Consider the following 18555-nt stretch of genomic DNA (forward strand, 5'->3'; position numbering starts at 1 on the left):
ACTCAGCCGAGAATTTCAAGTGCTTTTCTCGCCCCTGTCGGGTTGAACCAAACAGCGTTTTCAAAGCCCAAACCGCTCATGCGGATGGCAACCGTTTTCCAGCGCTGGCGCGGAAAGCGGCCCGGGTGTTGCAGTACAAAGACTGTCACCCACCAGGAATAAGATTTGAGGCGATATGCGCGAATCTGAGACTTCGGCAAGGAAGCGGCCAAAACACCCCTTTCTGTACGTCCCGAGGTCGTTATGCCCGGTTTATCCCCGGTTGTAGTGCGTCAGGACGGAACGGTGGGCACCTTTTTGAGGCGCCCAAATAAACATAGAGAATGTGGAGACACCCATGCAAACCGACTCAACTCGCGAGAACTCGCAGGGCACCGCGTCGCAGAACGATTCAAATCTGGATCTGTCGGCAACTGCGCCAGGCCAATTGCGCGTGATCAAGCGTAACGGAACCGTCGTTCCTTACACCGATGACAAGATCACCGTCGCCATCACCAAAGCGTTTCTTGCAGTTGAAGGCGGCAATGCAGCCGCTTCGTCACGCATTCACGACACCGTTGCCCGCCTGACCGAACAGGTCACCGCAACCTTCAAGCGTCGCATGCCTTCGGGCGGCACCATCCACATCGAAGAAATCCAGGACCAGGTTGAACTGGCCCTGATGCGTGCCGGCGAGCAGAAAGTGGCCCGCGACTACGTGATCTACCGCGATGCCCGCTCCAAGGAGCGCGCCACCCGCGCACCGGCCGAAGACGCGGTGCAAGCGCACCCGTCGATCCGCATCACCCGCGCCGACGGCAGCTTCGCGCCGCTGGACATGGGCCGCCTGAACACCATCGTCACCGAGGCCTGCGAAGGCCTGGAAGAAGTGGACGGCGACCTGATCCAGCGCGAAACCCTGAAAAACCTGTACGACGGCGTGGCCCTGAGCGACGTCAACACCGCACTGGTGATGACGGCCCGCACCCTGGTTGAGCGTGAGCCGAACTACTCGTTCGTGACCGCCCGCCTGCTGATGGACACCCTGCGTGCCGAAAGCCTGAACTTCCTCAACGTTGCCGAAAGCGCCACTCACCACGAGATGGCCGACCTGTACGCCAAGGCGCTGCCTGCTTACATTGCCAAAGGTATTGAGTTCGACCTGCTGAACCCGGTGCTGGCCACCTTCGACCTGGAAAAACTGGGCAAGGCGATCAACCACGAACGCGATCAGCAGTTCACCTACCTGGGCCTGCAAACCCTGTACGACCGTTACTTCATCCACAAGGATGGCGTGCGTTTCGAACTGCCGCAGATCTTCTTCATGCGTGTGGCCATGGGCCTGGCGATCGAAGAGAAACAAAAAGAAGACCGCGCCATCGAGTTCTACAACCTGTTGTCGTCCTTCGACTACATGTCGTCGACCCCGACCCTGTTCAACGCCGGTACCCAGCGTCCACAGCTGTCCAGCTGCTACCTGACCACCGTGCCGGACGACCTGTCGGGCATTTACCACGCGATCCACGACAACGCCATGTTGTCCAAATTCGCAGGCGGCCTGGGCAACGACTGGACGCCAGTCCGTGCATTGGGTTCGTGGATCAAAGGCACCAACGGCAAGTCCCAAGGCGTGGTTCCGTTCCTTAAAGTGGTAAACGACACCGCTGTCGCTGTTAACCAAGGTGGCAAGCGCAAAGGCGCTGTGTGTGCTTACCTCGAAACTTGGCACATGGACATCGAAGAGTTCATCGAGCTGCGCAAGAACACCGGTGATGACCGTCGTCGTACCCACGACATGAACACCGCCAACTGGATCCCTGACCTGTTCATGAAGCGTGTCTTCGATGACGGTAAATGGACCCTGTTCTCGCCTTCCGAAGTACCGGACCTGCACGACCTGACTGGCAAAGCCTTCGAAGAGCGTTACGAGTACTACGAAGCCCTGACCGAGTACCCGGGCAAGGTCAAGCTGTTCAAGACCATCCAGGCCAAAGACCTGTGGCGCAAAATGTTGTCCATGCTGTTTGAAACCGGCCACCCGTGGCTGACCTTCAAAGACCCGTGCAACCTGCGCAGCCCGCAGCAGCACGTGGGCGTGGTTCACAGCTCGAACCTGTGCACCGAGATCACCCTGAACACCAACAAGGATGAAATCGCGGTCTGCAACCTGGGCTCGATCAACCTGCCGAACCACATCGTGGACGGCAAGCTGGACACCGCCAAGCTCAAGCGCACCATCGACGTGGCCGTGCGCATGCTCGATAACGTGATCGACATCAACTACTACTCGGTGCCGCAAGCGCGTAATTCGAACTTCAAGCACCGTCCGGTCGGCCTGGGGATCATGGGCTTCCAGGACGCGCTGTACCTGCAGCACATTCCGTATGCCTCGCAAGCAGCGGTCGAGTTTGCCGACAAGTCGATGGAAGCGGTCAGCTACTACGCCATTCAGGCGTCCTGCGACCTGGCTGACGAGCGTGGCGCTTACGAGACGTTCCAGGGCTCGCTGTGGTCCAAAGGCATCCTGCCACTGGATTCGCAACAGATCCTGATCGAACAGCGCGGCCAGAAGTACATCGACGTTGACCTGAACGAATCCCTGGACTGGGCACCGGTTCGCGCGCGTGTTCAGAAAGGCATTCGTAACTCCAACATCATGGCCATCGCACCGACCGCGACCATCGCCAACATCACCGGCGTATCGCAGTCGATCGAACCGACGTATCAAAACCTGTACGTGAAATCCAACCTGTCGGGTGAATTCACCGTAATCAACCCGTACCTGGTTCGCGACCTCAAGGCCCGCGGCCTGTGGGACTCGGTCATGATCAACGACTTGAAGTACTACGACGGTTCTGTGCAGCAGATCGAACGCATCCCGCAAGAGCTCAAAGAGCTATATGCCACCGCGTTTGAAGTCGACACCAAGTGGATCGTTGACGCTGCCAGCCGCCGCCAGAAGTGGATCGACCAGGCTCAGTCGCTGAACCTGTACATCGCCGGTGCTTCGGGCAAGAAGCTGGACGTCACCTACCGCATGGCGTGGTACCGCGGCCTGAAAACCACGTACTACCTCCGTGCCCTGGCTGCCACCAGCACCGAGAAGTCCACCGTCAACACGGGCAAGCTCAACGCCGTATCGAGCGGCAACAAAAGTGAAGACGTCGCCGCCGCCCCTGCGGGCCCGGCTCCGGTGCCAAAGGCTTGCGCCATTGACGAGCCGGATTGCGAAGCGTGCCAATAAGCTGAGCTGTCCAGCGGGTCACACCGCTTGACTGAAACCCCCGTTAAACCCTGGCAACAGGTGGGTTTAACGGGGGTTTTGTTTTGGCGGGTGAAAAATCCAGCGCCCGTTTTCTCGAACAGCGATGACGCGGTGCTCCGAGCCAGGCTGTGATGAATCTGCAGGCGAAAAAAAGCCCCTCACACACTTGAGGGGCTTTTTGAAGACGCATTCGCCCATCAGGTCATCTGAATGATGGTCTGCATGATGGTGCTTTGGGTCGAGATGGTCTTGGCGTTCGCCTGGTAGTTGCTTTGCGCCTTGATCAGGTCAACCAGCTCGTTGGTCAGGTTAACGTTGGAGTCTTCCAGCGAGTTGGACTGGATTGCCCCCAGGGTACCGACCTTCGGTGCGTCGTAACCGGCCTGGCCCGAAGCGAATGTCTCTTTCCACGCCGTGCCGCCCACAGGCTGCAAGCCTTGTTCGTTGGTGAAGCTGGCCAGGGAGATCTGGCCGATGGCACGGCTCTGATTGTTGCTGAAGTTAGCAAACATCACGCCCGAGCCATCGATGGTCAGGTTGGTGATCTGGCCAGTGGCGTAGCCGTCCTGGCTCGGCGGGTTGCGCGAGGTGTCAGTGTTGTATTGAGTGGTTTTGGCCATGTTGATGGCAATACCGCCATCTTTGGCCGCTGCACCGTTGGAAACCCACGCACCGTTAACCGTGGCACCTGGCATCCAGTCAGTCACCGTCAGGGTGCTGCTGATGATGTCCGGTTCGCCCGGAATCGGATTTGGTGTGGTGACGCTGGTCAGGGCGCCTGCCGTATCAAACACCATGGTCGCAGCAACCGGGTCTTTGGCGCCCGTTCCCGTCACCGGGCTGCCGTCCGGGTTGCGGCCATCGACGAGGGTGTAGGCTTTCCAGGTATTGGAGCCGGTTTTCACCATGTACTGATCCATCTCATGGGGGTTGCCCTGGGTGTCGTAGATGGTGGTGGAGAATTTTTTGGTGTAGCTGTCCGACTCCAGCGGATTGAACTTGTTGGCCACCTGGTCGACCACATCACTGGTCGAGTTCAAGTTGATGGTCGATTCCACCGAGCCGCTGGCGCGTGGCGCCAGGTTCGAGGTGTCGATGCGCAGGTCCGTCAATATGCCATTGACGATATTGCCGTTGGCGTCGACACCATAGCCCTGCAAGCGCGCGCTACCGTCGGTGTTGGTCACGTAGCCGTCTTTATCGGCCTTGAACGTACCAGCACGGGTGTAGCTCAGGGAGCCGTTGTCGCTCAGCACAAAAAAGCCGTTGCCCTGAATGCCCATGTCCAACAAGTTGCCCGTGTTGTTGATAGCACCCTGACCAAAGTTCTGCGAGACGTTGGCCAGGTTCACACCGCTGCCGATGGTTTTGCTGCCAATGCCCAGCTTGCTGGCCGAGTAAATGTCCGAGAACTCGGCACGGGACGATTTGAAGCCGGACGTGGCGACGTTGGCGATGTTGTTGCCGGTCACGTCGAGTTGTTTGCTGGCCGCATAGAGGCCGCTAAGGCCGATATTGAAAGACATGTTGCACTCCTTAAGGCGTATGAGTCGGCTTAGAGGCCAATGGTCTGGACTTTGGACATGCCAATGCTGCCCAGGCCTGCGAGATTGAGCATCACTTCCCCCCCCGTCTTGCTCAGCGTCACACTGTTGACAGTGGCGGGCAGGTACGTGGTGAGGGCCGTGGTTCCGGTGTCAGTTTTTGTCGACGCGGTGAAGGTGTAGTTGCCCTTGGGCATCAGTTCACCGTCATCGTTTTTGCCGTCCCAGGTGAAATCGACATTGCCCGCTTTCTGGGCGCCCATTTCGAGGGTTCGGACCACAACGCCATCGGCATCGGTGATCTTGATGGTGGGCGAGGAGTTAGCATCTTTGACCGCCACGGTGCCGTTGAACGGCTTCTCGCTGGCAGGGTCCACCAAGGCTTCACCGGTTTGCACGATCACGGAACGCCCTACCAGCGACGAAGCCTGCAGCGCCTGCGAGGATTGCAAGCCGCCGGTGATGGCCGTCACCGATTCGTTCAGGGACGTGATGCCTTCCAGGCTGCTGAACTGGGCCAACTGCGCAACGAATGCGGTGTTGTCCTGCGGGTCCAGCGGGTTCTGGTTTTTCAACTGGGTGACCAGCAATTGCATGAACGCATCTTTGCCCAATGCCTTGCTGTTGCCCGCCACGGCCTTGGAAGCAGCCGCAAGGCTGGTGTCCGTGGCCTTGGCCTGAGAGGAGTTGGCCAGCACCTGATTAAGGGTCTTGTTGCTGACGGAATCGGTCACACTCATTTGCGTCGTTCCTTATCACTGACCGAGGGTCAGGACCTTCTGCATCATGGTTTTGGCGGTGTTCATCATTTCTGCGTTGGTCTGGAACGAACGACTGGCGGAAATCATGTCAGCCATTTCTTCAACCACGTTGACGTTGGGGTAGTACACATACCCCTTGGCGTCGGCAGAAGGATGGTTCGGTTCGTAGCGGGCTTCGAGGTTGCTCTGGTCTTCGACCACGCCCAGTACTTGTACGCCCTGCCCGGCGGCATCCTGATTCTGGAACAGCGAATCGCCCGTGCCGTTTTGCGCACCTTGAAACATGGTGGCAAACACCGGGTGCCGTGCGCGGTAAGTCTGGTCGATGCTCGACGACACGGTTTCGGCGTTGGCAATGTTACTGGCCACGGTGTTCAGGCGCGTGGTCTGAGCACTCATGCCGCTACCGGCAATATTGAAAACACTGGCTAGAGACATGGATTACTCTCCGCGCAGGGCTGACACCAGCCCTTTGAATTTACTGTTGAGCAGGGTGAAGCTGGCCTGGAAGTTGACCGCGTTCTCTGCGTAATTCGATTGTTCGAGCTGAGCATCCACCGTGTTCTGGTCGATGGAGGGCTGCATCGGCGTGCGGTACAACAGCGATTCATCGCCGCTGCTCAAGCCCTGGGCTTCGATGTGGCGACTGTTGGTCATGTTCAAGGCAAAGCTGCCGTTCTTGTTCTTGTCATTCTGTGCAGCGAGCACAGAAGCAAAATCCAGATCCCGAGCCTTGTAGTTCGGGGTGTCGGCGTTGGCGATGTTATTGGCCAGGACTTCAGCGCGCTGGGCGCGAAAACCCAGGGCTTGCTCATGGATACCGAGCGCTTTATCGAAGCTGATGCTCATGTCGAAAAACCTTTGTGGGCTGACCTGAACATGTGGTTCAGGTCCTTCTTGCTCTGGATAGAGCAAACCCCGTGCCAATATTCACATGCCCGTATTTCAAGGCTTTGCCGGGGGCTGGGGCGCGGCAATGCCAGAAAAGCGGCAATCACTGACCGTCGACTGCCGCTTTTCTGCCGCTTTGTTGCACGACACACTCGCACCGCCGCCCCACAGCGCCATAAAAAACGGGAGCCTTGTGGGCTCCCGTTAGGGTTATTTGGCCTGGTAGATGATCCCCGGGCTGCACTGGATCATCTGGTAGTGATCCGGCAACCCGTTGAGCGCTTCGGAGGCGCCCAGGAATAAATAGCCGCCCGGCTTCAAGGTGCTGTGAATGCGCAACAGGATGTCTTTTTTGACCTCTGCCGAGAAATAGATCAGCACGTTGCGGCAGAACACCATGTCGAACTTGCCCAACCCGGCGTAACTGTCCAGCAGGTTGAACGAGCGAAACTCCACACGGCTCTTGATCGGCGCCTTGACCATCCAGCGCCCCGGCCCTTTAGGCTCGAAGTAACGCTGCAAGCGCTCCTGGGACAAACCGCGGCCGATCGCCAGGCTGTCGTACTCGCCGGTCTTGCAGTTGTTGAGCATCAGACTGGACAGGTCGGTGGCGACAATTTGCACCCCCGCTTTCAATTGCCCGAGGTTGCTGCGCTCAAACTCATCGATGGCCATCGACAGCGAATACGGTTCCTGCCCCGAAGAGCAGGCGGCCGACCAGATGCGTAAACGTTGCCCCGGATGGGCCTTGGTCAACTCAGGCAGGACTTTGTTTTTCAGCACTTCAAAGGGGTAGGTATCGCGAAACCACAGGGTTTCGTTGGTGGTCATCGCATCGACCACCTGCTCACGCAGCCCGCTGCGGGGCTGGCTCTGGATGCGCTGAATCAGCTCACCCAGTGATTTGATACCTTGCTGTTCCATCAGCTTGTTCAGTCGACTGGAAACAAGGTACTGCTTGTTCTCCCCTAGCAAAATGCCACAGGCTTTTTCCAGGAAAACCCGGAACTGCTCAAAATCCAAATTAGCCGTAGACAAATGATCCTGCCTCTATAAAACGTGTTGACCGCCAAGGACTGCGTTCTTAGCTGTGATCTGCTTCTTTGATCCGGTCGACGACCCGGGATGCCAGGTCATCAGGGCGGAATTTTGCCAGAAAGTCATTGGCGCCGACTTTCTTGACCATCGCCTGATTGAATACCCCGGACAGCGAAGTGTGCAGAATGATGTGTAAATTTTGCATGCGCGGATCGCTACGGATTTCAGACGTCAGGGTGTAACCGTCCATTTCCGGCATCTCGATGTCCGAAATCATCATCAGAAACTCTTCTGACGGGTCCTTGCCTTCGTCCACCAGTTTGCGCAGATACTCCAGCGCCTGGCGACCGTCATTCAGCGAGACTACTTCCACCCCCACCGTTTGCAGGCAACGTGACACCTGCTTGCGCGCCACTGACGAGTCATCGACCGTCAGCACCCGCAACGACACGGCCTTGGTGTGGGTGTCGACATCGACCACACCGTGGGAAATGCTTTCCGATGACGGCGAAACCTCTGACAGGATTTTTTCAACGTCGATGATTTCTACCAGTTGATTGTCCAGCCGTGTCACCGCCGTCAGGTAGTGGTCACGCCCCGTGCCTTTGGGCGGCGGATGGATCTCTTCCCAGTTCATATTGACGATGCGCTCGACCGCGCCCACGAGAAACCCCTGAGTCTTGGTGTTGTACTCCGTGATAATCACAAACGGGCTGCTTTGATCTTTCAGCGCGCCTGAACCGGTGGCCATGGCCAAATCCAGAATCGGAATGGTCGCCCCCCGAATACTCGCAACACCGCACACCACAGGATGGGATTTGGGCATCACGGTCAGCTTGGGGCATTGCAGCACCTCGCGCACCTTGAACACGTTAATCCCGTACAGCTGTGGCCCATCCAGGCGAAACAACAACAGTTCCAGGCGGTTCTGCCCGACCAGTTGTGTGCGCTGGTTAACCGAATCCATCACCCCAGCCATACACGGTTCCCCTTAGAAACTTTAAGTTGCGACGCACATCGCCCGGTAAACGGCACGGGCTTTGCTATTTATCCGCCATGAATGCAAAAACGACAATTTCTTGCCACCGGCCGATCCTTCAGACGCTGCGCCTTCGCTGTGCAAGCATGCTTGCGGCTGTCTGCCTGATAAGCGTGGGCACACAGTCATACGCAGATGGATTTACTTCTCCTACACAGCTTATCGGCGTGACCCAAGGCTTTCTTGAATTCACCGTCGAAGACTACCTTGCCACTGGTCAGATAGAAGGCCGCTACGAGATTCAGGTCAATAACCTTGATCCGCGCTTGCGCCTCGCTCAGTGCGACAAGGAATTGACAGCCACCCTCGAAAGCCCGGCGCAACCCATGGGCCGCGTGACGGTGCGTGTGCGCTGTGAGGGTAGCTCGCCCTGGACCATTTTTGTCCCGGCACAGGTAAAGTTATTTCGCGAGGTGGTGACCGTGCTCCACCCCCTCAAGCGCGGCACGATCATCAGCGATGACGATGTGGTGTTGCGCGAGCGCGACGTGGGCCTGATCACGCAGGGTTACATGACCGCCGTGGAACTGGTAGTCGGGCAAAAACTCCTGCGGCCCATGGTCACCGATCAAGTGCTGACCCTGACGCACCTGGAGCAAGCGGCTGTGGTGCGCAAGGGCGATCAAGTGGTGATCAATGCCCGTAGCGGCACCTTGACGGTGAGAATGCCCGGCGAAGCCCTGTCCGACGGCGGCCTCAGTGAACAGGTGCGGGTGAAGAACCTGAACTCCAAACGGGTTATCAAGGCGCGTATTACCGGGCCGGGGCAAGTGGAGGTGGCTTTGTAGGACAGTTGGCATACGACTCTCAACTTTCCTACACTGTCGCTTGACGCAGATCAGTACGGTTGCGCGTCGCCGTATGATTAATCGTGCCTAAAGTTTTCTCGGGTATGGCCGAAAACATGGCAAGCGTCCAAATACCCAGAGGTTTTCCATCATGGTCATCGACTTCAGTCGCCTTAACAACGCCGCGCCTTTAACCGGCACTGCGCGCAGCAACAGCAGTCAGGAAGCAGGCAGCGCCACTAAATCGGCCCCTGCCACTCAGGAGCAAGCGGGCGTCAGCGCCCCGAGCGGTGAATCTGTGCACCTCAGTGACGGGGCACAACAATTGCAAAAAATCAGCGATTCGCTGCGCGATCAACCGATTGTCGACAAAGGCCGAGTGGCCGAGTTGAAACAAGCCATCGCCGACGGCACCTACACCGTCGACAGCAATCGGGTTGCCAGCAAATTGCTTAACTTGGAAGCCCAGCGCTAGCCCTTGGGGCAAGCGCCAGGCTTTTGGACGCTTAAATTCCAGAGCCAGCCATGCACGACACGACTTTATTGCAACTGATCAACGACGACTTCGCCCCTGCCGAGAAACTGCTCGCCTTGCTGCAGGACGAAACCATTGCCCTGCAAGGGCGCGACATGTTGGTGCTCGAAGACATTCTGGCGCGCAAACAGTCGTTGATCATTCTGCTCGATCAGCATGGCCGCAAGCGCAGCGAAATCCTGGCGGGGCTTGGATTGCCGGCCAACCGCAGCGGGCTTGAGCAACTGGCCAGCCACTCGGACCTCGGGCCGCAACTGCTCGCTCAAAGCGAGGCATTGAATCAGGTGCTGGCCGATTGTCAGGCGGCCAATGTGATCAACGGCCACGCCATCCAGACCCAACAACTCATCACGGCCAATCAACAGCGCATTTTGCACGGCGGCGAAGCCCATACGCTGTATGACGCCCGCGGCACCACCGCACTGGTCAACAAACCACGCGCTTTCAGCCAGGCGTGAGCCCGCGTGACCGCACTATCCTAAAGACGCAACATACTGGCAAAATGCCTCTTTTTTGCGTGTTGTTGTATTTTGTCTGGAGATTGATGAACCGTGTCCCATGCTGAAGATGCTCCGCAGCCTCCCAAGGTGCTTACCACGCCTTTGGAAATTTCCGCCCATTTGCGGATGCTACAAGAGAGCCACGACCCGCTGATCATCACCTTCCACGAACGCAGTCAGCGTTTTCAGAGCTATCTGGTCGAAGTTGATCGCGACACCGCGACCCTGGCTTTTGACGAAATGATCCCGCGTGACGGTGAGCGTTTCCTTGAAGCCGGTGAGCCGTTTCGCGTTGAAGGCTTTCATGACGGCGTTCGCATTGCCTGGGAATGCACCACGCAACTGACCATTGACGACAAAGACGGCCACCGCTGCTACCACGGCGCGTTGCCGACCGAGATCGTTTACCACCAGCGCCGCAATGCGTTCCGCGCCGCCCTCAAGCTGGCGGATCTGGTGAATGTGAAAGTCGATGGCGACAAAATCAAATTCCCGCTGGAAGGCAAGTTGCTGGATGTCTCAGCCACAGGTTGCAAATTGCGCTTTGAAGGCGACGTCAGCGAGCGCCTGCAACTGGGGCAAGTCTACGAACGCTTCAACGCCGCCCTGCCCTTCGGCCCTATGACCACACCTGTGGAATTGCGCTACCTGCATTTTGAAGAACGTCTCAACATCACTTTTGCCGGCATGCGCTTTCACAACATGAGCGGCGGCGTGCAGCGTCAGGTCGAGCGTTTCGTGTATCAACTGCAACGCGATGCGCGACGGTTCGATAAAGACGACGACTATTGAGGCAGCGCCTCACCCTCTCCCACCGGGAGAGGGTGCAGATTTCACAGTGATTCAAACACGCGGCTGATCAGCGCCTTCTCCCTCGGGGTGAGGGCCTTCGGCGCTTTCAGGGACGACCGTCGGTTCTACGTTGTCCTGCATCTGATCCTGCACCACCTGCTCATCGACCCGAGGGTCAAGCGCCGCCACCAAAGGCGAGCTGGACATGCTGTCCGGCATGGCCACGTGCTGCAGCGGCGCATCGTCGACCTGATGCAGGTTGGTCACCGCATTCGGACGAATGCGCCACACCAGCACCAGGCCCGTCAGGCTGAAAAACGCGTAAAGCATCTGACTGCCCAACACCTTCATCAATACCCCCGCCACCAACGGCCCAATACTGGCCCCGATGCCGTAGGTCACCAGCAGCATCGCCGTCAGTGACACCCGGCGATCCGCTTCCACGTGGTCATTGGCAAACGCCACGGCCAGCGGGTAGATGCAAAACTGCACCAGCGCGCTCAACCAGCCCGCAATAAACAGCACCTCCAGGGGGACTGAGGGCAGGATCGCCAGCGGCAGCGACACCACCGCCAGAATGAACGCGAACACGCGAATCAGCAGGGGCCGGTCATAGCGGTCGGACAACCAGCCCAGTGGCCACTGCGCCAGCAACCCGGCAAAAATGCAGCAGCCCATGTACAAGCCGACCAATTCGGTGGACAAGCCCTGCTGCGTGGCATACAGCGGCGCCAGACCGTAGAACGACCCCACCAGCAACCCCGCCCCCAGCACGGCAATCAAGGACTGCGGCACCCGCTTGATGAAAAACTTCGGGTCCATCGGCGCGGGGTGCAACGGCGCCGGGTGAATGCGCCGAGTCATGGCCACCGGCACCAGGCACAGCGCAAAACACAGTGCCACCAGCATCAGCAGTTCCGGGCCAAGGGCCGGGTGGATGACCAGAATCAGTTGCCCGAGCACCAGGCCCAGGTACGAGGCAATCATGTACAGACTAAAGACCACCCCACGCTGTTTGGCATCAGCCTGCTCGTTGAGCCAGCTTTCAATGACCATGTACTGGCACATCATGCCGAGGCCAACGATCACCCTCAGCAGCAGCCACACCGGCAGCCAGTCGGTGAGGCCGTGACACAGCACCGCCGCGCCGACAATCCCGGCGCAGGTCGCATACGCACGGATGTGCCCCACCCGCGCAATCAACCGGTGACCAATTTTGCCCCCCAGCACCAGACCAAAATAGTTGGCCGCCATGAGGGCACCGATCCACAGGCCGTCGACATTGTCGGCAGCCAGACGCAAGGCAAGGTAGGTACTGAGCAAGCCCGAGCCGATCAACATCATCAGCGAGGCGAAATACAACGCTTTAAAAGACTTCCAGATTTGGCGCATCGGCGTTCCCCGCGACTCCATGCAGTGGCGTGCGCGCTGCCCCAAGGCAGCCCGCACGCAGCAGGTTCAAACGGTTGAGCCGAAGCCTGTGCCGTCTGGACGATTAAGCCTGAGCCGCTAACACGCGGCGTTCCCAGGGTGTGATTTCATCAAAGAAGCTGGTGAGCTCCATCGTCTTGGACGCAATGTAACCTTCGATGAACTCCTTGCCGAACAGTTCCTTCGCCAAGTGACTGCGTTTGAGACGCTCCAAAGCGGCATGCAAGGTACATGGCAATGACAATGCCTCAGGCACCTCGAATTCCCCTTGAATCGCGGGGGTCGGCTCCAGTTGGTTTTCGATGCCGTGCAAGCCCGCTGCGAGGCTGGCCGCAATCGCCAGATAGGGGTTGGCGTCGGCACCCGGCAAACGGTTTTCGACACGCCGAGCCACCGGCGAACTGGCAGGAATGCGCAAGCCCGCAGCGCGGTTGTCGTGGGACCAGCACGCATTGTTCGGGGACGCGTACGGGTGGCAGAGGCGCTGGTAGGAGTTGACGTTAGGCGCAAACAAGGCGGTGAAGTCCGCCATGCCGGCCTGCTGGCCGCCGATAAAATGGCGGAACGTCGCGGTCGGTTGGCCCGCCGCATCACTGAACACGTTACGCCCGGTGCCCAGCTCCACCACGCTTTGATGAATGTGCATTGAACTGCCGGCGGTTTTCGCCAGCGGTTTGGCCATGCACACCACCGTCAGGCCATGCTTGAGCGCGACCTCTTTGAGCAGGTGTTTGAACAGAAAGGTTTGGTCGGCCAGCAACAGCGGATCGCCATGCAGCAAGTTGATTTCGAACTGACTGACGCCCATTTCGTGCATGAAAGTGTCACGGGGCAACCCGAGCGCGGCCATGCATTCATAGACTTCATTAAAGAAGGGACGCAGGCCGTTATTGGAACTGATGCTGAACGCCGAGAAGCCGACTTCACGACGACCGTCCAGGCCCAGCGGTGGCTGGAACGGCTGGGTCGGGTCGGTGTTGGGCGCAAACACAAAGAACTCAAGCTCTGTGGCCACCACTGGCGCCAGGCCGCGGGCGGCATACCGGGCGATCACGGCTTTGAGCTGGCCCCGAGTCGACAGCCGCGAACTTTCGCCCGTCAGCTCGTCGGCGTCACAGATGGCCAGCGCCCGGGGTGGAGTGCTCCACGGCAGGCGATGGATGTGCGCGGCATCGGGCACCAGCGCCAGATCGCCGTCATCGCTGCCGTAAAAGCGCGACTCCGGGTAACCGCCCATGATGCATTGCAGCAGCACCCCACGGGCCATCTGCAAGCGTCGCCCTTCGAGGAACCCCTCGGCGGTCATCACTTTGCCGCGGGGAACGCCATTCAAATCCGGCGTCACACATTCAATCTCATCAATGCCGGTCAGTCGCTGCGCGAGTGAACCCTGGCCATCGGTCGTCATGACTCTTTCCTTGTTGTTGTACAAGCCGCGAACGGCGACCCGTACAAAATACGCACCACCTGTTCAGTATTTCAAGCGCGCGTGGGTTAAATCCCTGAAATCCTGCGCCAGGCTCCCTATGCATTTAGGGCGCAAGCCATTAGGGTGGCGATTCTACTTTTTCGCGCAGTGCCCGGTATGCCTAAAGACGACGCCCATTTAATCACCGCCCACGATGTGGCCCGCCACGCCGGGGTGTCGCGTTCTGCAGTTTCGCGCACGTTCACGCCGGGCGCCAGCGTTGCGCCCCACACACGCGACAAGGTGCTGGCCGCCGCGCAGGCGTTGGGCTATCAGGTGAACTTGATCGCCCGCACCATGAACAAGGGCTACAGCAACTTTGTCGGGGTGGTCACGGCCGGGTTCGAAAGCCCGTTCCGCGCCAGCCTGCTCAGCCCGATCACCGACGCCCTGAACAAACAAGGGCTGATGCCGCTGCTGATGAATGCCGACAACCCTCAGCAACTGGAGCAATCGCTGCACACGTTGTTGAGTTATCAAATTGCCGGGGTGATTCTGACCTCGGCCTCGCCGCCCCTGTCGGTGGTGCAGCACTACCTCAAGCATCACATCCCCGTGGCGATGATTAACCGGGGTCACGAACTGGAGGGCGCCGACATCATTGGCAGCGACAATCGCGGCGGCGGTCGGCTAGCGGCGCAGACGTTACTGGCCAGCGGTGCCAGGCGCCCGGCGTTTATCGGCCAGGGCCTGCACAATTTCAGCAGTCGCGAACGCTGGCTGGGCTTCAGCGAAGGCCTGGCCGCAGCAGGCATCACCCCGTTGGCGGTGCAGGATGCAGCCCCCGGCTATGAAGGCGGACTGGCGGCGGTCCGGCACTTGTTCAGTGACGCGGTGCGGCCCGACGCCCTCTTCTGCGCCACCGACATGCTGGCCCTGGGCGCCATGGACGGTGTGCGTATTGAGCACCACCTGGCAGTGCCCCACGACGTGCAAATCATCGGCTTTGACGACATTCCCCAAGCCGCCCATCTGGCCTACCGCCTGACCAGCCTGCGTCAGGACAGCCACGAACTGGCCAACAGTGCCGTCGCGGCGATTGTCGCCCGTCGGAAAAATTTTCTTCTGCCAACGCCGCACCGCTCTATCCCGGTCACGCTGGTCAGACGCTACAGCACTTTGGAATAATTGTTTTATTTTGACCTTGAATTGAATTTTTATTTCGTGTTGTATGACCTCAACAGTGGGTCGTCCCTGCACCCTCTCTCCTGCAGCCGGACGACTCACTTTTTTTGAAACCCGATTGCACACGTGTGCAAACCTAAGGATGTCAGCATGCCGGACCGTCTTTCTGCCCTTCTGCCGCCCGAGCCACTCGCCCTTGATGAACGCTACCGTCAGGCTCAGCGCATCGCGATGCAAGCGGCGCAACTGGGGCTCGACTATTACCGCCAGCGCGCCAGCCTGGAAGTCAGTCACAAGGCGGGCGTGGGGCAAGACGTGGTCAGCATCGCCGACCGCGAGCTTGAAACCTTCATCAAGCAGCAACTGAGCGAGCACTTCCCGCAGGACGGCTTTGTAGGGGAAGAAACCGGCGCCAGCGATTTGCAAGCACGCTGCATCTGGGTGGTCGATCCCATTGATGGCACCAGTTGCTTCGTCAACGGCTTGCACACCTGGTGCGTGTCGATTGGCCTGCTGGTGGACGGCGAACCGTGGCTGGGCGCCGTGGCCGATGCTAACCATGACGAACTGTTTCATGCTTGCCGGGGCCACGGCGCCTTTGTGAACCAGACCCGTATTGAAGTGAACCCGGCCACCGACCTGACCCAGGGCTTGACCGGGGTCGGCACCTCCCACCGGCGCGGCAAAGAACACTTTTTGCCGTTCCTCAATCGCCTGCTGGATGAAGGCGGCATGTTCATTCGTAATGGTTCGGGCGCATTAATGATTGCCTACGTCGCGGCAGGCCGTTTGCTCGGCTACTACGAAACCCACATCAACAGTTGGGACTGCCTGGCCGGGCTGGTGCTGGTTCGCGAAGCCGGCGGGCACTGCAGCGACTTTTTGCGCGACGACGGCCTGACCGACGGCAACCCGTTACTGGTCGCCGCCCCGCAGCTCTACCCTGCGCTGGCGCAATTGATCGGACCGTCGCTGAGCGCCTGACCCACAGCATTGCCTGACCTGAAACAGCGCGTGCCTGCAGGGCGCGAACTGAAAAACAATAAACAGGAAACCTTGCGCCATGATTTCTTTGCTCAATGCCTTCAAGGCAGCGCCCGCCCGGCCAGACCCGGCCAACCTGGACATGGATCGGTTCAAGCGGTTGCGCTGGCAAACCTTTTTATCCATGTCCCTAAGCTACGCGCTGTTCTACGTGTGCCGCCTGTCGTTCAACGTGGTCAAGCCCGCGCTGGTCGCCCATAACCTGCTCAGCCCCGCGCAACTGGGGATCATCGGATCGGCCCTGTTCTTCGCCTACGCCATCGGCAAATTGGTCAACGGGTTTCTGGCCGATCACGCCAACGTGCGGCGCTTCATGATGCTGGGTCTGCTGCTCAGCGCCCTCGTCAATGCCTGCATGGGCCTGACCACCAACACCGTGATTCTGACCCTGATCTGGGGCCTCAACGGCTGGGCCCAGTCGATGGGCGTCGGGCCGTGCGTGGTCTCGCTGTCACGCTGGTACAGCGACAAGGAACGCGGCACGTTTTATGGCTTCTGGTCGATTGCCCACAGCCTGGGCGAGGCGCTGACCTACGTGGCCGTGGCCGCCGTGGTGGTCACGTGGGGCTGGCAGTATGGCTACGGGCTGGCGACCCTGATGGGGCTGGCCGGGCTGGCGTTGATCTTCTTTTTCATGGCGGACTCGCCGCAAAGCTGCGGCTTCCCTCCCATGCACCATGAAGCGCAAACGCCCACCCCCGGCGACTCGCCCGCACCGAGCATCTTCAGCAAACAATTGGCCCTGCTGAAAAACCCGGCCCTGTGGTTGCTGGCAATGGCGTCGTGCCTGATGTACATCGGCCGTTACGCGGTGATCTCCTGGGGCGTGTTTTTTCTGGAGAACGCCAAGGCGTACAACACCTTGAGCGCTTCGACCCTGATCTCCATCACCGGTGTGTTCGGCATCATCGGCACCGGGCTCAGCGGCTTGATCTCCGATCGTTTTTTCAATGGCAAACGCAACGCGCTGGCCATGCTGTTCGGCCTGATGAACACCTTGTCGCTGAGCGCATTCCTGTTCGTTCCGGCGGGCCACTATTGGCTCGACGCAACCGCCATGCTGTTTTTCGGCCTGTCGATGGGCGCGCTGCTGTGCTTTTTGGGCGGCTTGATGGCCACCGACATCGCCGCCAAAGGGGCCGCGGGCGCTGCACTGGGCATGATTGGCATCGCCAGTTACGCAGGAGCCGCCGCCGGGGAAATCCTCACTGGGGTGTTAATCGAACACGGCACCACAGTGCTCAGTGATGGCAGCAAGGCGTATGACTTCCAGACACTGTCGATTTTCTGGGTCTGCGCCTCGCTGGTCTCGGTACTGATGACGGCCCTGTTCGCCCTGCACCTGCAACAGCGCAGGCCACCGACCTTGCCCAAGCGCAAGGACAGCCTGGTGCCGGTGCAGCCCTGAACAGCCTGTTGATTTTGAAACAAAAAGTGACATACCCCTGAAACATTCACCCCGCATAGTTGGCAGATGCCAGCAAGGAGTTGTGTTAACCAAGCCCCTCAAATCCCGCGTATTTGTCTTGGATCTAACAACAACAATAAATGAGCCAACACGATGACTAACCCATTGAGCACGCCCCGAATTGCACACGTGTGCAAACCTGTTTACAACCAAGCCCTGATGGCTGCCCTGTGTGCCACCGCCCTGCAAGGCAGCCTGTTGCTGATGCCTGGCGCGGCTCAGGCGCTGGAACTGGATTACCAGCACCAGTACAACGAAAAAGATCGCGATCACACTGACAAAGTGATGATCACCCAGGCCCTGGATAACGGTCTGGCGTTCTCTTTCCAGTTCGTCGCCAGCCCGGCCGAGAAAAGCAATGGCCAGCCGGGCCAGCCGTTTGAACACATGACCAAGGACTCCCTTAAGGGCAAGGTCAAGTACTCGCACAAACTCACCAAACACTTGAAGTTCAAACCCAAGTTCACCTATTCACAGGGCAAAGACAAAAAGTCCTACAAGCCAGCATTGAAGTTCCCGTATGAACTGGGTTACGGCTTCTCCGCCACGCCCGGCTATTACTACAAGGTCACGACCTACAAAGACGCCAAGGAAACCAAACGCGACAACGTTTGGTCCTTAGGCGGTAAATACAAGACGGAACACATGTCCATCGGCGTGGCGCGCAAAGAGATCTACAGCAACCAGATCGCCTTCGATGGCAAAAAACGTAACTACAGCAACAAGCTGTATATCGACTACAAGCTCACCCACTCTTTCACCCCGTACGTTGAAGTGGCGGACGTCTACGTCGACAAAAACACCGACGAGCGTCAGGCCCGCTACCGCGTGGGCTTCAAATACAAATTCTGACCGCGCCCTGCCCTTCAATCCCTGCTGGAGACTGC

At 58.8% G+C, this 18555-nt stretch carries 18 protein-coding genes; 9 read left to right on the forward strand and 9 right to left on the reverse strand.

Annotated features, from left to right (window positions below):
- Nucleotides 1-2 precede the first annotated feature (2 nt).
- Complete coding sequence (locus V6F78_RS13155; protein WP_139048414.1) at nucleotides 3-212, reverse strand: hypothetical protein; 210 nt, start codon at nucleotides 210-212, stop codon at nucleotides 3-5.
- Nucleotides 213-337: 125 nt separating this feature from the next.
- Here V6F78_RS13155 and V6F78_RS13160 point away from each other — a divergent pair, with 125 nt between their 5' ends.
- Nucleotides 338-3223, forward strand: coding sequence for a ribonucleoside-diphosphate reductase subunit alpha (locus V6F78_RS13160; RefSeq protein WP_332727474.1), 2886 nt, complete (start codon nucleotides 338-340; stop codon nucleotides 3221-3223).
- Nucleotides 3224-3441: 218 nt separating this feature from the next.
- On the opposite strand, the gene flgE is transcribed toward V6F78_RS13160, so the two are convergent.
- The 6 genes from flgE to V6F78_RS13190 all read right to left on the reverse strand — a co-directional run bounded on the left by flgE (nucleotide 3442) and on the right by V6F78_RS13190 (nucleotide 8457).
- Nucleotides 3442-4770: a flagellar hook protein FlgE gene (flgE, locus tag V6F78_RS13165; protein ID WP_047294921.1), complete on the reverse strand. Its 1329-nt coding sequence runs from the start codon at nucleotides 4768-4770 to the stop codon at nucleotides 3442-3444.
- 29 nt (nucleotides 4771-4799) lie between these two features.
- Complete coding sequence (gene flgD / locus V6F78_RS13170) at nucleotides 4800-5528, reverse strand: flagellar hook assembly protein FlgD (protein ID WP_047294925.1); 729 nt, start codon at nucleotides 5526-5528, stop codon at nucleotides 4800-4802.
- A gap of 15 nt (nucleotides 5529-5543) precedes the next feature.
- A complete protein-coding gene (gene flgC, locus V6F78_RS13175; protein ID WP_047276817.1) occupies nucleotides 5544-5987 on the reverse strand; it encodes a flagellar basal body rod protein FlgC in 444 nt (147 codons plus the stop codon).
- A gap of 3 nt (nucleotides 5988-5990) precedes the next feature.
- Entirely contained in the window at nucleotides 5991-6398 is a 408-nt protein-coding gene (gene flgB / locus V6F78_RS13180) for a flagellar basal body rod protein FlgB (protein ID WP_047276819.1), read from the reverse strand.
- Between the two features lie 252 nt (nucleotides 6399-6650).
- A complete protein-coding gene (cheR, locus tag V6F78_RS13185) occupies nucleotides 6651-7478 on the reverse strand; it encodes a protein-glutamate O-methyltransferase CheR (protein WP_047276821.1) in 828 nt (275 codons plus the stop codon).
- 46 nt (nucleotides 7479-7524) lie between these two features.
- Nucleotides 7525-8457: a chemotaxis protein CheV gene (locus V6F78_RS13190; RefSeq protein ID WP_047276825.1), complete on the reverse strand. Its 933-nt coding sequence runs from the start codon at nucleotides 8455-8457 to the stop codon at nucleotides 7525-7527.
- Between the two features lie 77 nt (nucleotides 8458-8534).
- Here V6F78_RS13190 and flgA point away from each other — a divergent pair, with 77 nt between their 5' ends.
- The 4 genes from flgA to V6F78_RS13210 all read left to right on the forward strand — a co-directional run bounded on the left by flgA (nucleotide 8535) and on the right by V6F78_RS13210 (nucleotide 11132).
- Nucleotides 8535-9305, forward strand: coding sequence for a flagellar basal body P-ring formation chaperone FlgA (gene flgA, locus V6F78_RS13195; RefSeq protein WP_047276827.1), 771 nt, complete (start codon nucleotides 8535-8537; stop codon nucleotides 9303-9305).
- A gap of 151 nt (nucleotides 9306-9456) precedes the next feature.
- Complete coding sequence (gene flgM, locus V6F78_RS13200; RefSeq protein ID WP_047276829.1) at nucleotides 9457-9780, forward strand: flagellar biosynthesis anti-sigma factor FlgM; 324 nt, start codon at nucleotides 9457-9459, stop codon at nucleotides 9778-9780.
- A 50-nt stretch (nucleotides 9781-9830) separates the two neighbouring features.
- Nucleotides 9831-10298: a flagella synthesis protein FlgN gene (locus V6F78_RS13205; RefSeq protein WP_047294927.1), complete on the forward strand. Its 468-nt coding sequence runs from the start codon at nucleotides 9831-9833 to the stop codon at nucleotides 10296-10298.
- Nucleotides 10299-10391: 93 nt separating this feature from the next.
- The gene (locus tag V6F78_RS13210) at nucleotides 10392-11132 is read left to right on the forward strand and encodes a flagellar brake protein (protein WP_047278066.1); all 741 of its coding nucleotides are present in this window, start codon (nucleotides 10392-10394) and stop codon (nucleotides 11130-11132) included.
- A 51-nt stretch (nucleotides 11133-11183) separates the two neighbouring features.
- On the opposite strand, the gene V6F78_RS13215 is transcribed toward V6F78_RS13210, so the two are convergent.
- Together V6F78_RS13215 and V6F78_RS13220 are read right to left on the reverse strand one after the other, a co-directional pair.
- Nucleotides 11184-12524: an MFS transporter gene (locus tag V6F78_RS13215; protein ID WP_047278068.1), complete on the reverse strand. Its 1341-nt coding sequence runs from the start codon at nucleotides 12522-12524 to the stop codon at nucleotides 11184-11186.
- 103 nt (nucleotides 12525-12627) lie between these two features.
- Nucleotides 12628-13869: a glutamine synthetase family protein gene (locus V6F78_RS13220; RefSeq protein WP_169836381.1), complete on the reverse strand. Its 1242-nt coding sequence runs from the start codon at nucleotides 13867-13869 to the stop codon at nucleotides 12628-12630.
- Nucleotides 13870-14148: 279 nt separating this feature from the next.
- Between V6F78_RS13220 and V6F78_RS13225 the strand changes: the two genes are divergently transcribed.
- The 4 genes from V6F78_RS13225 (at nucleotide 14149) to V6F78_RS13240 (ending at nucleotide 18520) form a co-directional block, all read left to right on the forward strand.
- Complete coding sequence (locus tag V6F78_RS13225) at nucleotides 14149-15159, forward strand: LacI family DNA-binding transcriptional regulator (protein WP_095007976.1); 1011 nt, start codon at nucleotides 14149-14151, stop codon at nucleotides 15157-15159.
- A 147-nt stretch (nucleotides 15160-15306) separates the two neighbouring features.
- Nucleotides 15307-16140: an inositol monophosphatase family protein gene (locus V6F78_RS13230; protein WP_047294931.1), complete on the forward strand. Its 834-nt coding sequence runs from the start codon at nucleotides 15307-15309 to the stop codon at nucleotides 16138-16140.
- A gap of 79 nt (nucleotides 16141-16219) precedes the next feature.
- A complete protein-coding gene (locus tag V6F78_RS13235; RefSeq protein ID WP_332727484.1) occupies nucleotides 16220-17608 on the forward strand; it encodes an MFS transporter in 1389 nt (462 codons plus the stop codon).
- 153 nt (nucleotides 17609-17761) lie between these two features.
- Complete coding sequence (locus tag V6F78_RS13240; protein WP_169839291.1) at nucleotides 17762-18520, forward strand: oligogalacturonate-specific porin KdgM family protein; 759 nt, start codon at nucleotides 17762-17764, stop codon at nucleotides 18518-18520.
- Nucleotides 18521-18555 lie beyond the last annotated feature (35 nt).

Source organism: Pseudomonas sp. ESBL9, from assembly GCF_036668715.1.
In the GTDB taxonomy this organism is placed as follows: Bacteria; Pseudomonadota; Gammaproteobacteria; order Pseudomonadales; family Pseudomonadaceae; genus Aquipseudomonas; species Aquipseudomonas lundensis.

What these genes read in the sequence shown, in the direction of transcription:
- flgE (WP_047294921.1), bottom strand. Translation starts at nt 4,770, where the DNA reads ATGTCTTTCAATATCGGCCTTAGCGGCCTCTATGCGGCCAGCAAACAA.
- V6F78_RS13215 (WP_047278068.1), bottom strand. Translation starts at nt 12,524, where the DNA reads ATGCGCCAAATCTGGAAGTCTTTTAAAGCGTTGTATTTCGCCTCGCTG.
- V6F78_RS13240 (WP_169839291.1), top strand. Translation starts at nt 17,762, where the DNA reads ATGACTAACCCATTGAGCACGCCCCGAATTGCACACGTGTGCAAACCT.
- V6F78_RS13190 (WP_047276825.1), bottom strand. Translation starts at nt 8,457, where the DNA reads ATGGCTGGGGTGATGGATTCGGTTAACCAGCGCACACAACTGGTCGGG.
- V6F78_RS13235 (WP_332727484.1), top strand. Translation starts at nt 16,220, where the DNA reads ATGATTTCTTTGCTCAATGCCTTCAAGGCAGCGCCCGCCCGGCCAGAC.
- flgB (WP_047276819.1), bottom strand. Translation starts at nt 6,398, where the DNA reads ATGAGCATCAGCTTCGATAAAGCGCTCGGTATCCATGAGCAAGCCCTG.
- flgA (WP_047276827.1), top strand. Translation starts at nt 8,535, where the DNA reads ATGAATGCAAAAACGACAATTTCTTGCCACCGGCCGATCCTTCAGACG.
- V6F78_RS13160 (WP_332727474.1), top strand. Translation starts at nt 338, where the DNA reads ATGCAAACCGACTCAACTCGCGAGAACTCGCAGGGCACCGCGTCGCAG.
- V6F78_RS13220 (WP_169836381.1), bottom strand. Translation starts at nt 13,869, where the DNA reads ATGACCGCCGAGGGGTTCCTCGAAGGGCGACGCTTGCAGATGGCCCGT.
- flgM (WP_047276829.1), top strand. Translation starts at nt 9,457, where the DNA reads ATGGTCATCGACTTCAGTCGCCTTAACAACGCCGCGCCTTTAACCGGC.
- flgC (WP_047276817.1), bottom strand. Translation starts at nt 5,987, where the DNA reads ATGTCTCTAGCCAGTGTTTTCAATATTGCCGGTAGCGGCATGAGTGCT.
- V6F78_RS13205 (WP_047294927.1), top strand. Translation starts at nt 9,831, where the DNA reads ATGCACGACACGACTTTATTGCAACTGATCAACGACGACTTCGCCCCT.
- flgD (WP_047294925.1), bottom strand. Translation starts at nt 5,528, where the DNA reads ATGAGTGTGACCGATTCCGTCAGCAACAAGACCCTTAATCAGGTGCTG.
- V6F78_RS13225 (WP_095007976.1), top strand. Translation starts at nt 14,149, where the DNA reads ATGCCTAAAGACGACGCCCATTTAATCACCGCCCACGATGTGGCCCGC.
- V6F78_RS13230 (WP_047294931.1), top strand. Translation starts at nt 15,307, where the DNA reads ATGCCGGACCGTCTTTCTGCCCTTCTGCCGCCCGAGCCACTCGCCCTT.